At 64.2% G+C, this 13,588-nt stretch carries 14 protein-coding genes; 2 read left to right on the plus strand and 12 right to left on the minus strand.

The annotated features are described in order from the left end of the window. Window positions 1-19 precede the first annotated feature (19 nt). From IVB07_RS35690 to IVB07_RS35700, 3 genes are all read right to left on the minus strand, one after another. Window positions 20-1,309, minus strand: coding sequence for a pitrilysin family protein (locus IVB07_RS35690; RefSeq protein WP_007599446.1), 1,290 nt, complete (start codon window positions 1,307-1,309; stop codon window positions 20-22). Beyond that, entirely contained in the window at window positions 1,306-2,724 is a 1,419-nt protein-coding gene (gene thrC / locus IVB07_RS35695; RefSeq protein ID WP_018459997.1) for a threonine synthase, read from the minus strand. The genes IVB07_RS35690 and thrC overlap by 4 nt, the downstream gene beginning before the upstream one ends. A 573-nt stretch (window positions 2,725-3,297) precedes the next feature. After that, window positions 3,298-3,942: a response regulator transcription factor gene (locus tag IVB07_RS35700; protein ID WP_018459998.1), complete on the minus strand. Its 645-nt coding sequence runs from the start codon at window positions 3,940-3,942 to the stop codon at window positions 3,298-3,300. Between the two features lie 85 nt (window positions 3,943-4,027). On the opposite strand from IVB07_RS35700, the gene IVB07_RS35705 reads away from it, so the two are divergent. Further along, window positions 4,028-5,368 carry a histidine kinase gene (locus IVB07_RS35705; protein WP_018459999.1) on the plus strand — a complete coding sequence of 447 codons (1,341 nt, stop codon included), beginning with the start codon at window positions 4,028-4,030 and terminating at the stop codon, window positions 5,366-5,368. A 91-nt stretch (window positions 5,369-5,459) separates the two neighbouring features. Here IVB07_RS35705 and IVB07_RS35710 read toward each other — a convergent pair whose 3' ends face one another. From IVB07_RS35710 to coxB, 9 genes are all read right to left on the minus strand, one after another. Further along, a complete protein-coding gene (locus tag IVB07_RS35710; RefSeq protein WP_026233921.1) occupies window positions 5,460-5,825 on the minus strand; it encodes a nuclear transport factor 2 family protein in 366 nt (121 codons plus the stop codon). Between the two features lie 114 nt (window positions 5,826-5,939). Further along, entirely contained in the window at window positions 5,940-6,692 is a 753-nt protein-coding gene (locus IVB07_RS35715) for an SURF1 family protein (protein WP_018460001.1), read from the minus strand. Then, entirely contained in the window at window positions 6,689-7,090 is a 402-nt protein-coding gene (locus IVB07_RS35720; RefSeq protein ID WP_018460002.1) for a DUF983 domain-containing protein, read from the minus strand. Before IVB07_RS35720 ends, IVB07_RS35715 begins: the two co-directional genes overlap by 4 nt. A 97-nt stretch (window positions 7,091-7,187) precedes the next feature. Beyond that, window positions 7,188-8,084, minus strand: coding sequence for a cytochrome c oxidase subunit 3 (locus tag IVB07_RS35725; RefSeq protein ID WP_018460003.1), 897 nt, complete (start codon window positions 8,082-8,084; stop codon window positions 7,188-7,190). Between the two features lie 77 nt (window positions 8,085-8,161). Then, entirely contained in the window at window positions 8,162-8,812 is a 651-nt protein-coding gene (locus IVB07_RS35730; RefSeq protein ID WP_018460004.1) for a cytochrome c oxidase assembly protein, read from the minus strand. A 5-nt stretch (window positions 8,813-8,817) separates the two neighbouring features. Next, on the minus strand, window positions 8,818-8,994 hold the full coding sequence (locus tag IVB07_RS35735; protein ID WP_026233922.1) for a hypothetical protein: 177 nt from the start codon (window positions 8,992-8,994) through the stop codon (window positions 8,818-8,820). Next, on the minus strand, window positions 8,991-9,935 hold the full coding sequence (locus IVB07_RS35740; RefSeq protein WP_018460006.1) for a heme o synthase: 945 nt from the start codon (window positions 9,933-9,935) through the stop codon (window positions 8,991-8,993). Before IVB07_RS35740 ends, IVB07_RS35735 begins: the two co-directional genes overlap by 4 nt. A 60-nt stretch (window positions 9,936-9,995) precedes the next feature. Next, a complete protein-coding gene (gene ctaD / locus IVB07_RS35745) occupies window positions 9,996-11,621 on the minus strand; it encodes a cytochrome c oxidase subunit I (RefSeq protein WP_007605061.1) in 1,626 nt (541 codons plus the stop codon). A gap of 87 nt (window positions 11,622-11,708) precedes the next feature. Further along, a complete protein-coding gene (gene coxB / locus IVB07_RS35750) occupies window positions 11,709-12,548 on the minus strand; it encodes a cytochrome c oxidase subunit II (RefSeq protein WP_018460007.1) in 840 nt (279 codons plus the stop codon). 449 nt (window positions 12,549-12,997) lie between these two features. Between coxB and IVB07_RS35755 the strand changes: the two genes are divergently transcribed. Then, window positions 12,998-13,543, plus strand: coding sequence for an invasion associated locus B family protein (locus IVB07_RS35755; protein WP_026233923.1), 546 nt, complete (start codon window positions 12,998-13,000; stop codon window positions 13,541-13,543). Window positions 13,544-13,588 lie beyond the last annotated feature (45 nt).

A 13,588-nucleotide genomic window follows, 5' to 3' on the forward strand; every position in this document is an offset into this window, starting at 1 on the left:
ATCAACCCGTGCGCGGCTCCTAATGCAGCCGCGCCTTGGCGCGTGCCCGGGTCAATCCTTCCGCAAAAGACACCGCCGTGTCCAGACCCCTGCCACTGCCCAATGCGACAACCGCAGGGCGGCTGCGCGAAAGCAGCGCACGCGCCGCATCCCGGGTCGATTCGACGCTGACGGCGTCGATCCGGGCCACCAGCTCCTCGGCGGTCTGGGGCCGGCCATAGGCCAGCACATGCCGGGCGAGTTGCTCGGCGCGGGACGAGCAGCTCTCCAGCGCCATCAGCAGCCCCGCCTTCATTTGCGCCTTGGCCCGCGCGATCTCGACCTCGGTCAGGGTCTCGACCGAATCATTCATGATGTCGACCACGACCTCCATCATCTCGGGCGCATCGGCCGGATCGGTGCCGGTGTAGAGGCCGAAGAAGCCGGTGTCGGTATAGGGGGCATGGAACGAGTAGATTGAGTAACAGAGGCCGCGCTTCTCGCGCACCTCCTGGAACAGCCGCGACGACATCCCGCCGCCGAGGATGTTGGTAAAGACCTGGAGCGAGAACAGCGACAGATCGGTCTGCGGCACGCCCTCCAGGGCCAAGGTCAGATGCGCCTGCTCGAGCTCGCGATGCACCACCTTGGTGCCGCCCTTGCCGAATTGTGCGGGTTGCGGCTTGGGACCCGCTGTCCCCTCAAAACTGGCAAAGCGCTGCTCGACCTCGGCGACCACCTGCTTGTGATCGACCGCGCCGGCGGCCGCCACCACCATGTCAGGGCCGCGGTAGTGCGTCGACAGATAGTCGCGCAGCGAGTCGCGGCTGAAGGCACGCAAGGTCTTCGCAGTGCCGAGCAGCGAGCGGCCCATCGGCTGGTCGGGATAGCAGAGCTCGTTGAGATGCTCGAACACGACGTCGTCAGGCGTGTCCTGCGCCGCGCCGATCTCCTGCACGATGACGTTCTTCTCGCGCTCGAGTTCGTCGGGCTCGAAGGCGGGATTGGCCAGGATGTCGGCGAGCACGTCGAGTGCGAGCGGCACGTCGGCCTTCAGCACCCGCGCATAATAGGACGTGGTCTCGGTCGAGGTGCCGGCATTGAGGTCGCCGCCGACCGCCTCGATCTCCTCGACGATCTCGCGCGAGGAGCGCTTCGTCGTGCCCTTGAATGCCATATGTTCCAGAAGATGCGAGATGCCGTGCTCGTTGGGCTTCTCGTCGCGCCCGCCGACGCCGGCCCAGACGCCGAGCGCCGCGGTCTCGAGATGAGGCATCTTGTCGGTGACGACAGTGAGGCCGGACGCAAGCTTGGAAATCTCGACGCTCATCCGGCAACTCCCTGTTTCGCGGCGCGGCTGACCGACAGCACGAACCGCTCGACCTCGGTCTGGTCGTTCTTCATCACCTTCATGTGTTCGGATTTGGTCATCAGACCATCGAGCCAGGCCGGCAGTTGCGGCCGCTGGCCGCAGGCCGCTTCGACCGCATCGGGGAATTTGGCCGGATGGGCGGTGGACAGCACGATGCTGGGAACCGTCCTGTCCGTGGTGTCGCGGTCGGCGACCGCAAGCGCGACCGCGGTGTGGGGATCGACCAGCTCGCCGGCCTCGCGCCAGGCGGCGCGGATCGCGGCCGCGGTCTCGGTCTCGTCGGCCCGGCCTGCGTCGAACCCCTCGCGGATCGCGGCCAGCGTCGCATCGGGCAGCACGAAGCGTCCCGATTGCTTCAGTGAATCCATCAGACGGCGCACGCCGGCGGCATCGCGCCCGCCAGCCTCGAACAGCAGCCGCTCGAAATTCGAGGAGATCTGAATGTCCATCGACGGCGAAGCCGTCGCGTGGACCTCGCGCACCTCGTAGATCCCGGTCTTCAGCGTGCGCGCCAGGATGTCGTTGACGTTGGCGGCGATGCCCAGGGTCCGCACCGGAAGACCCATGCGCTTGGCGACATAGCCGGCGAAGATGTCGCCGAAATTGCCGGTCGGCACGACGAAGTCCACCGCGCGCGCGGGTGCACCGGCGGCAACGGCGGAGGTGAAATAGTAGACCACTTGGGCGACGATGCGCGCCCAATTGATGGAATTGACGCCGGACAGCGACGTCGCATCGCGGAAGCGATGGTTGTTGAACATCGCCTTCACGAGGGCCTGGCAATCGTCGAAATTGCCCTCGACGGCAAGCGCATGGACGTTGGCCGCGCCCGTCGTCGTCATCATTCGCCGCTGCACCTCGGAGATGCGGCCATGCGGGAACAGCACGATGAGATCGACATTTTCGAGTCCTGCGAACGCGTCGACCGCAGCACCGCCGGTGTCGCCCGAGGTCGCGACCACGATGGTGGTGCGCTGGCCGCGCTGGGCGAGCACGTGGTCCATCAGCCGCGAGATCAGCTGCATCGCCACGTCCTTAAAGGCGAGCGTCGGGCCGTGGAACAGCTCCAGCACGAACTGGTGCGGCGCCATCTGGCGCAGCGGCACCACCGCCGGATGGCGGAAGGTGGCGTAGGCCTCGTTCGCCATACGGCCGAGCTCGGCGTCCGAGATCTCGCCGGCGACGAAAGGGCGGATCACCTCGACCGCGACCTCCCAATAGGGACGCCCGAAAAAGCCGGCGATGGCGTCAGGCGAGAGTTGCGGCCAGGTGGCCGGCACATACAGGCCGCCGTCGCGAGCGAGCCCGGTCAGCATCACGTCGCAGAAGCCGAGTTCGGGGGCCTCGCCCCGGGTCGAGATATAACGAGTCAAACTGCCCTCCAAAGGCCGGCCGAGCCTGGACTCGGTCCGCAAGCCTTTGATTTTACGAAATTACTTGTTAACAGCCAGAGGCTTTGGGCCACCATAAAGTGTTTTGCGGCATCAGGAAACCGCTTCGCGCCTGGGGCCGTCCAAGGAAAAAGGCTGCCAACGAAAAGCGCTGCCAACGAAAAGGGCTGCGGCAATGCCGCAGCCCTCTCTTGGAAGGTCTGTCGTTGTGTGCAGACCGGTTTGGCGTCTTGGGGTCACCGACCCGCAAAAACTGTTCGCGCAAGCTTTCGTCGGCTGTCACGATATCGTCAAGGGACAAAACGGAATGTGTGAGAAAATGTTCCTGTTTTTCCCGACACGTTTCGGCGCGGGCAAACGTTCGCCAGCAGCTTGGCGTCACGCATTACCATTATATCCCGAACGACAGCACAGTTCGGGAACGAACGACGGCTGCGCTCATTGTGTCGGCGGATGGTGTCGGCGCTATCCATGCATTGCCCGGCTGAGCGCCGAGACCGGTCCGCCCGCCGAACCGGCAGCATCCTGGTGCAGCCGGTTCGGTGCCCTGAGGCGTCAGTTCATCCCGATTTCCACCGCGATCCGGATCAGGTCGGAATGGTTCTTGGCACCGAGCTTCTGCTTGAGCAGAGAGGTGGTGTTGGCGACGGTCTTGTAGGAGATGCCGAGCGCCTCGGCGACCTCGACGATCTTGTCGCCTCGCCCCAACAGGCGAAGAATCTCGAGCTCCCGCGGCGTCATCTGCGAGGCTGGATTGGCCTTGATCGCCGCGCCGGAAAACGTCACGGCTTCCGCGAGCTGCGGTGAGATGAAATTGTCGCCCGCAACCACCTTGCGCACCGCCTTGAGCAGGATCCGGGGATCGTCGCCCTTGGAGACGTAGCCCTGGGCCCCGAGCTCGACCGCCCGCACCACGAAGGCTGGATCATCGTTCATGCTGAACATGATGATCTTGGCGTCGGGATCGTCCTTGCGAATGCGCCGCATCAGTTCAAAGCCGGAGACGTCGGGCAGGCTGATGTCGATCACAGTGACGTCGGGCCGCCTGCTGACATAGGCGCGATGCCCGGATTTGGCGTCGGTCGCCTCGTCGATCCGGATCGAATGGTCGGAGGAGAACAGGGTGCGGCAACCGGACAACACCACGGGATGGTCGTCGACAATCAGGACGCGGGTCGCCGGCTTGGCAGTATCTTGCATTGTAACTCTCTAGTTTTTCGATTCATAAACCGACGGGAACAAATGGAAAGAGCAAAATCCCCTGATGCGCGTTAGAATTGACCTAATGTGGCAACGGCTGTCCTTCAGTACACAATTGTTTCTGCCGCTCGGCCTGCTGTTCATGGCGGCGCTGATCATGGGCGGCGTCCTGCTGCACGTCTTCACGACCGGTCAGCTCGCCGAGGAGAACCAGCCGGCCCAACGATCGACCAAAGCCGTGGCCGAGGCCCTCAACAACGCTCTGCGTTCATCCGACCATCCGCGAAGGACCCTGGATGACTTCGTGCGGATGCTGGACGAGTCCTCAGATATTCAATTCCTTCCTGCAGGAGCGGTTGCTCCTCCCTTTGCGTCGAGGGGCCTGCAAGGTTCGCATGGCCCACCAAAATGGTTCGTCAGTCTCCTTTCCATTCCGGACTTGCACATCGCATTTCCGGTATCCCTCAACGGCGAGCATTTCGGCGACATCGTGTTTGTGCCGGACCTGTCCGCAGCGCTGTTCGAGACCTGGGTGGGCTTCCTCGCCTTGGCCGGCTTCGTCGTCGCGCTGACCGGGCTGACAGGGGTCGTCGCCTATGTGTTTGCGGGATCAGCCCTGCGACCACTGCAGGATCTTGGCGCAGGCCTCACGCGGCTACGACGCGGCGACTACGCAACACCGATCTCGGTCGGGGGACCGCCGGAAATCCGGCAAAGCTGCGAGGAGGCCAATGCGCTGGCCGAAACGCTGGTGCAGTTGAGCCAGGACAATCGCGACCTGCTGCACCGCCTGGTCTCGCTCCAGGACGACGAGCGGCGCGATCTCGCGCGCGAACTGCACGACGAACTCGGTCCGCTGCTGTTCGGCATCCGCGTCGGCACCATCGCATTGGTCGATGCCTCGCCCCCGGCGGGAAATCTCAGCAGTTCGGCGCAGGAGGTGTTGCAATCGGTCGAGGCGCTCCAGCAGACCAACCGCCGCATCCTCGACCGGTTGCGACCGCTCTACATCGAGGAATTGGGTCTGGAGACCAGTGTGCAGACGCTGCTCCGAAATTTTCGCAAGCAGGCGCCGTCTATCGACCTGACGGACGCGGTCGATCCGAATCTCAACGCGATCGACGGGCCGCTGGCTCAAACCGTCTATCGCGTGATTCAGGAGGCGCTGACCAACGTGCTGCGTCATGCCGGCGCCAGCCATGCCCATGTGCAGGCGACCTTCGCCGGCGAGACGGTCGTCATCGAGATTTCCGACGACGGCGGCGGCTTTCCCGAAGGGAATCTGTTCGGCCGCGGCCTGACCGGCATGCATGAGCGCGTGCGCGCACTCAGCGGATCGCTGTCACTGCTGCGCGTGGACGACAGAACCTATGTGCGCTGCCGCCTTCCCGCCGAACCGGCACGCGAGGCGCCGGTCAGCGATTGAAGCGCTTTCGAGCGAAGTGGATACCGGTTCGCGTGAAGAAAACGCCAAAACAGAATCTGGTGTTCGGCTCTGATTAATCAGAACGGAAACTCTAGCACGCACAGCCAAGCTGCGCGTTCTGTCGCGCCGGCTCGCACAGCGTGGTGCGGATCTTGCCGTCGGGGCTGAAACAAAACGAGGCGCGAATGCGCAGCGCGCCGGCGACGGAATATTCGAGATCGACGCCGTGGGGTGCAGGATGGATTTCCTCCAACCCGAAACCGGCCGACGAGAAAGCGCTGAGCCGCGGCTGCCAATAGGCTTCGAGCTCGCTCCGGCCGCGATAGCGCTGCGTGCCGTTGCACGTGCATTCGACCTGGGCGTCATCCGCATAGAGGTCGAGGAGCGTCGCGAGGTCGCCCTTCCTGCAGGCATCCACCCAATCGACGACAATTCCCATCTGGTCGAAATCACTCACGCTGCAATCCTGTCTGCCGCGGAAAATTACTGGCGGCTTAGGACCACACTCGTGAATGTGCGCTGAATGGTAAACCCCGGGCGATACCGGGTTCCCTAAGTGGATCTACGGAGCTCAGCCCCGCCGCCGCCCTCTTGCCCACACGGCGAAGGCGATGAGCACGGCGCCTGCAAGGGTGAACCAGGTGATGGCGTATTGCAGGTGATCGTCCTTGAGATGGACGTCGAGCGGCCCCGGCCGCGGAATGCCATTCTCGGGCGCCGGCTGCTCGAGGTCGACATAGAACGGCGCAACCGCGCCCCAGCCCAGCGCGCTCGCGATCGCCACGTGATCGCGCACGAACCACAGCCGCTTGCCGCGGTTCTCCGCCGGGGTCAGCCAGCCCGGTGCCTCGGGGAAGCGCAGATAGCCGGTGAACGAGACCGCCTGCCCGGTGACGAGCTTCCTGACCGCGCGATCCTCGACGCTGCGATCCTGCATGGTGTTTTCGACGAAGCCCGCATCGATCACCACCGTCTCGCCGCTCGGCAGCCGCGCCGGCAGGAAGGCCCAGGTGCCGGGGCCCGACGCGTCCTTACGCACGGCGGATCCGGAGGAATAGACCATCGCATCGGGCAACGGCGCGTAGGTCGCGGTAAAGCTGACACGGCGGAATTCATCGCGCGCGGGACTTAGCGCGGCCCATCGTGCCGGCGGCGGCAGAGTGACCGGTGCCTCCGCGAGGCGCTCGGTCAGTGCGGCGATCAGCTCGTGCTTGGCGATGCGGCGCTGCAATTGCCAGACGCCGAGCGTGACGCAGACCGCGGTCAGGAAAAGCGTAAACAGCGCGAAGCCGGCCACGCGGGGCTTGCGCGCGGTCTCGTTCATTTCGCGCGGTCGACCAGCCGGCCCGGCGCCGCCTTATGGTGGAATTGCAGTGCGATCAGCAGCGACTTCATCGCGCGCAACGGCAGCAGGGTAGTCGCAAGGATCAGCGGCAGCCACAGCACCGCGTGCAGCCAGTACGGCGGCTGGTACTTGACCTCGATGACGAGCGCGCAGCCGACGACGATCGCGCCGGCCAGCATGATGATGAAGATCGCCGGACCGTCACCGGAATCGATGAAGGCGTAGTCGAGGCCGCAACGCTCGCAGCAAGGCGCAAGCGTCAGGAAGCCTGCATAGAGCTTGCCCTGGCCGCAGCGCGGGCATTTGCAGGCAAGCCCGCGCAGCGCGCTTTGCAGGACGGTGGCTTGCGGCTCGGACGTATCGGCGGCTTCGTTCATGGCAAAAGGTCTATCACAGTTTCTGCCGAAACCCCTGCGCGCAAAAAAGCAAAAGGGCGGCCCGGGGCCGCCCTTTCTCGATCCGAAGCCAGCCCGCTCAGTGCGCGCCGTGAGCCATGGTCTCGGCGCCGTGTCCCCAGACATAGATGCAGAGGAACAGGAACAGCCAGACCACGTCGACGAAATGCCAGTACCAGGCGGCGAACTCGAAACCGAGATGCTGGGTCGGCGTGAAGTGGCCGGCATAGGCGCGGAACAGGCACACCAGCAGGAAGATGGTGCCGACCAGCACATGGAAACCGTGGAAGCCGGTCGCCATGAAGAAGGTCGCGCCGTAGACGTTGCCGCCGAAGGAGAATGCCGCGTGGCTGTACTCATAGGCCTGCACGCAGGTGAAGAGCGCGCCGAGCACGACGGTGAGGATCAGGCCATATTTCAGGCCCTGGCGATCGTTCTCGAGCAGCGCATGGTGGGCCCAGGTCACCGTGGTGCCGGAGGTGAGCAGGATCAGCGTGTTCAGGAGCGGCAGATGCCAGGGATCGAAGGTCTCGATGCCGTGCGGCGGCCAGGTGCCCGGCACGGTGCAGGCGCCGGCCGCGGTCCCGAGACCACAGCCGAACACCGCATCGCGGGTAGCGTGGACGGCGTCGGCCGGGAATAGCGCCGCGTTGAAATAGGCCCAGAACCAGGCGACGAAGAACATCACCTCCGAGGCGATGAACAGGATCATGCCGTAGCGGTGATGCAGCTGCACGACGCGGGTGTGGTCGCCCTTGTACTGGGCTTCCCTGATCACGTCGCCCCACCAGCTCGCCATGGTGTAGAGCACACCGACGGTGCCGACACCGAAGATGATCGGCGCAGCCGAGAACATGTGGTGCATCCAGGTGATCGCGCCGACCGCCATGATGAAGGCGGAGATGGAGCCGACGACGGGCCATGGCGAGGGATCGACCAGATGGTAGTCGTGATGCTTGGTGTGCGCCGTTGCCATTTGCGGTCTCGCTCCTCAATCCCGTGCCTGTCAGGCACTTATCCCCTTATTCCAACCCCGGCGCGTGAGTCCGGAGATCAGAGATTTCCCTTGCGTTTGTCGTCTTCGCTGGCCGCGAGCGGCTTCACCACCGGATCCTTCACCGGATAGAACGTGTAGGACAGCGTGATCGTGTTGAGACCGTCGTTCTCGTGGTCGTCGGCAATCGACGGATCGACATAGAATACGACCGGCATCTCGCGCTTCTCGCCCGGCGCCATGGTCTGCTCGGTGAAGCAGAAGCAGTTGATCTTCTGGAAATAGGATCCGACCGTCAGCGGCGCGACATTGTAGGCGGCCTGGCCTGCGGTGGTCCGCGCGGCCTGGTTGGTCACCGTGTAGAAGACGGTCACGACCTGGCCGATATTGACCTCGATCTCGCTCTGCTCGGGCTCGAACTTCCAGGGCAGGCCGGGCGCGACGTTGGAATCGAAGCGCACCGCGATCTTGCGTGCGATCGGGCCGCTGGCCGGCGCCGAGGTCGCGACCTGGGTCGTGCCGTTGAAGCCGGTGGCGCGGCAGAACCAATTGTAGAACGGCACCGCCGCGTAGGAGGCGCCGACCATCAGCGCGACCACGCCGCCGCAGATCGAGGCGACCACCACGTCGCGGCCAAGCCCCCTGGCAGGCCTGCGCCCCTTGGTGGCCGTCCGGCTCTGATCCCGCGATATGGTCGGCTTCTGATCCATGTTTCCTACATCGGCCGGACGAGCACGGCCGGCCCCTTGACCATGGTCACGGCGAAGAACAGCACTACGAGCACGCCGAGCGCGAGTGCGATCGCGATCGAGCGCTGACGACGGCTCTTCTTCTGCGCCTCGGTGAGGACGATTCCGTCTATCTCGGGTTTGTCGGCCATCCCTGTGATCATGCGCCCCCTACCATCGGCGCAAGCGCCCGGAACACGACCTCGGCCAGCAAGGTCGCAAACAGCGCGAACAGATAAAGGATGGAGAACGCGAACAGCTTGCGGGTCGCCCGCAGCGATTGGCTGCGCTCGCGACGGACATAGACGTTGATGGCGAACCCCAGCATGCCGGCGCCGAGGATCAGCGAGACGATGCCGTAGATGGCGTCGAAGTAGCCGAGCGCCCAGGGCGCGGCCGCGACCGCGATCAGCACGATGGTGTAGAGCAGGATCTGAAGCCGGGTCGCGTCGGGGCCGGCGACGTTGGGCAGCATCGGAATGCCGGCGCGCGCGTAATCGTCGGAGCGGAACAGCGCCAGCGCCCAGAAGTGCGGCGGCGTCCAGAAGAAGATGATGGCGAACAGCAGTAGCGGCTCGACGTCGACCGTGCCTGTGACCGCGGCCCAGGCCACCACCGGCGGCAGTGCGCCGGCGGCACCGCCGATCACGATGTTCTGCGCGGTCCAGCGCTTCAGGCCGATTGTGTAGATCACGACGTAGAAGAAGATGGTGAAGGCGAGCAGCGCGCCCGCGATCCAGTTGACCAGGATGCCGAGCGTCATCACCGAGAAGAAGGCGAGCGTCATGCCGAAGGTCATCGCCTCGGGACGGGTGATGCGGCCGCGCGGAATCGGCCGGTTCGCCGTGCGCGACATCTTGGCATCGATGTCGCCTTCGAGCGCCATGTTGAGCGCGCCGGACGCGCCGGCGCCGACCGCGATGCAGAGCAGCGAGGTGATGGCCAGCACCGGGTGGAAATGCCCGGGCGCCATCGCCATTCCGACCAGCGCGGTGAAGATCACCAGCGACATCACCCGCGGCTTCAGGAGCGCGATGTAATCGCCAACCTCCGCTTCGGAGATGCGGGGATTGATGTCGATGGCGTTGTGGTCGAGGACGGACACTAGACTGACTCGCTTGGTTGTCGAGCCGCGGCGCCCGTCACGGGCGCCGCGAGCATTGGCTTACTGCACGCGGGGCAGCACTTCGAACTGGTGGAAGGGCGGCGGCGAGGGCAGCGTCCATTCCAGCGTGGTCGCACCTGCACCCCACGGATTGTCGCCAGCCGGCACCTTCTTCGCGAAGGCGTCGATCACGCAGTAGAGGAAGATCAGCACGCCGAAGCCGGAGATATAGGAGCCGACCGACGAGACCAGGTTCCAGCCCGCGAACGCGTCGGGATAATCGACATAGCGGCGAGGCATGCCCGACAGACCGAGGAAGTGCTGCGGGAAGAACACCAGGTTCACGCCGATGAAGGTGACCCAGAAGTGCGCCTTGGCGAGCCCTTCATTGTACATGTAGCCGGACATCTTCGGGAACCAGTAGTACCAGCCGGCGAAGATTCCGAACACCGCACCGAGCGACAGCACGTAGTGGAAGTGCGCGACCACGTAGTAGGTCTCCTGGAGCACGCGGTCGACGCCGGCATTCGCCAGCACCACGCCGGTGACGCCGCCGACGGTGAACAGGAAGATGAATCCCACCGCCCAGATCATCGGCGCGCGGAACTCGATCGAGCCGCCCCACATCGTGGCGATCCACGAGAAGATCTTCACGCCGGTCGGGACCGCGATGACCATCGTGGCGGCGACGAAATAGGCCTGCGTCGCCGAGGACATGCCGACCGTGTACATGTGGTGCGCCCACACCACGAAGCCGATGCCGCCGATCGCGACCATGGCGTAGGCCATGCCGAGATAGCCGAACACGGGCTTGCGCGAGAAGGTCGAGACGATCTGGCTGACCATGCCGAAGGCGGGCAGGATCAGGATGTACACTTCGGGGTGACCGAAGAACCAGAACAGATGCTGGAACAGCACGGGATCGCCGCCGCCTTCCGGATTGAAGAACGTCGTGCCGAAATTGCGGTCAGTGAGCAGCATCGTGATCGCACCGGCGAGCACCGGCAGCGACAACAGCAGCAGGAACACCGTCACCAGGATCGACCACACAAACAGCGGCATCTTGTGCAGGGTCATGCCCGGCGCGCGCATGTTGAAGATCGTGGTGATGAAATTGATGGCGCCCAGGATCGAGGAAGCGCCCGCCAGATGCAGCGACAGGATCGCGAAGTCCACCGCCGGGCCCGGATGGCCCGAGCTCGACAGCGGCGCGTACATGGTCCAGCCGGCGCCGACGCCGTTGGCGCCCGGCTCGCCCTCGACGAAGGTCGACATCAGCAACAGCGCGAACGAGGCCGGCAGCAGCCAGAACGAGATGTTGTTCATGCGCGGGAACGCCATGTCGGGCGCGCCGATCATGAGCGGCACGAACCAGTTGCCGAAGCCGCCAATCATCGCGGGCATGACCATGAAGAAGATCATGATCAGACCATGGGAGGTCACGAACACATTGTAGGTGTGCGTCTCGTGGAAGATCTGCACGCCCGGATACATCAGCTCGGCACGGATCGCGATCGACATCGCGGCGCCGATGACGCCGGCGATGACCGCGAAGATCAGGTACATCGTGCCGATGTCCTTGTGGTTGGTCGAATAGACGTAGCGCCGCCATCCGGTCGGATGGGCGTGCTCGTCATGTCCGTGGTCTTGCGCGTGATCGCCGTGTGCCGCTGCGCTCGTTGCCATTTTCTAATCCTGCCTTGCGTCCCGATCGGACCTCTGGAGGTCCCGCCTTATGTCGCTTTCAGTTTCCTCGAACCCTGCGCCCGGCGCTCACTGCGTCGGGCCGGCCGTGGAGGCGTAGGTGCTGGTGCCGCCGCTCGCATATTTCTTCTTCGCGGTCTCGACCCAGGAGGCGAACTCCTGGTCGCTCACCACACGGATCGCGATCGGCATGAAGGCGTGGTCCTTGCCGCACAATTCCGAGCACTGGCCGTAGAACATGCCGGTCTTGGTGGCCTTGAACCAGGTTTCGTTGAGCCGGCCCGGAATGGCGTCGATCTTGACGCCGAAGGCCGGCAGCGCAAAGGCATGAATCACGTCGGCCCCGGTCACCTGAACCCGAACCACCTTGTTGACGGGCACCACCATCTCATTGTCGACGCCCAGCAGACGGGGCTGCTTGTCCTGGGCCATCAGCGAGTCGAACTCGAACTTGCCGTTATCAGGATAGGCGTAGGACCAGTACCACTGCTTGCCGGTCGCCTTGATGGTCAGATCCGCCTTCGGCACGTCGAGCTCGAGGAACAGGAGGCGGAACGACGGCACCGAAATGCCGACCAGGATCAACACCGGCACGAGCGTCCACGCCACCTCGATCAGCGTGTTGTGCGTGGTCCGCGACGGCACCGGATTGGCTCTCGCGTTGAACTTCACGACAACGATCACGAGCAGCGCCAGAACGAACAGCGTGATCAGCGTGATCAGCACGAACAGGAAATTATGGAACCAGACGATGTTGTCCATCACCGGGGACCCGGACTGCTGAAGCGTCCACTCCCACGCAGCCGGCTGCCCCAGCTCGGCAAATGCCGCACCGCCCGTCGCCAGCGTCAGACCCGCCACGGCCAATCCCAGCAAGTGCCGGCCCACCGGGCCCATCGACATCTTCATGCCGTTCGCGCTCCCCTAACGAAATCACCCCAAGTGCATTCCCCTATTTTCGGGAAACGCTTTATTCGATCCCCCCGTCTGACAAACCGCCGCGCAAGAATACCTCTAAGAGGAATTGGGGCCAGATCGCTAGAACGCCGAAATCAAGCCTCTCAAACCATAATTCTTGATCTATCGCAATGCAGTCTTGAGCCTCGTCTGTCAGCCATCACCCGCAAGATATTTCCTAGTAACATCAGACAAAAATACCATTTCCCGGGATGCTGCCGCTTGACAGCGGAATTGCCCGCGGTAGGCACTTGGCGCACAGCCGCACAGGAACCTGATTCGTGCGGGCGATTGCGGCCGGGGCGGCGTGGAATTTGCTTGCGAATCGCCTTCAAGACGCCGTCATTCCCGTATCAGTCCGCCTGACGCGAGCGACCCAGGCGAGCAGAGGGACCGACCCGATGGGGTTTTCGAGATCCATGGCAAGGCGGGCTAAAAGCCAGGCTGGCAGCCTCACGATGCTGGCCGCTCTGCTGGCGGCGGTCGTCGTCCTGGCGCTTCCGGGCCTCGCCCATGCGCAGGGCGCGGTGCGCTCCGTCCATGGCGACTGGCAGATCCGCTGCGACACCCCGCCGGGCGCCCAGTCCGAGCAATGCGCCCTGATCCAGAGCGTGGTGGCCGAAGACCGCTCCAACGCCGGCCTGACCGTGATCGTTCTCAAGACCGCCGACCAGAAGAGCCGCCTGATGCGGGTGGTCGCCCCCCTCGGCGTTCTCCTGCCCTCCGGCCTCGGCCTCAAGCTCGACAACCAGGACGTAGGCCGTGCCGGCTTTGTCCGCTGCCTGCCCAATGGCTGCGTCGCCGAGGTCGTCATGGACGACAAGCTGCTCGGCCAGCTCCGCACTGCCAAGACCGCGACCTTCATCATCTTCGAGACCCCGGAAGAAGGCATCGGCTTCCCGCTCAGCCTGAACGGGCTCGGCGAGGGCTATGACAAGCTGCCGTAGTGCGAAGGGCGGTTAGGCCCGCGAATCCTATTGTTTCCGTAATGT

The sequence above is a fragment of the Bradyrhizobium sp. 172 genome, from assembly GCF_023101065.1.
Lineage (GTDB): Bacteria > Pseudomonadota > Alphaproteobacteria > Rhizobiales > Xanthobacteraceae > Bradyrhizobium > Bradyrhizobium canariense_D.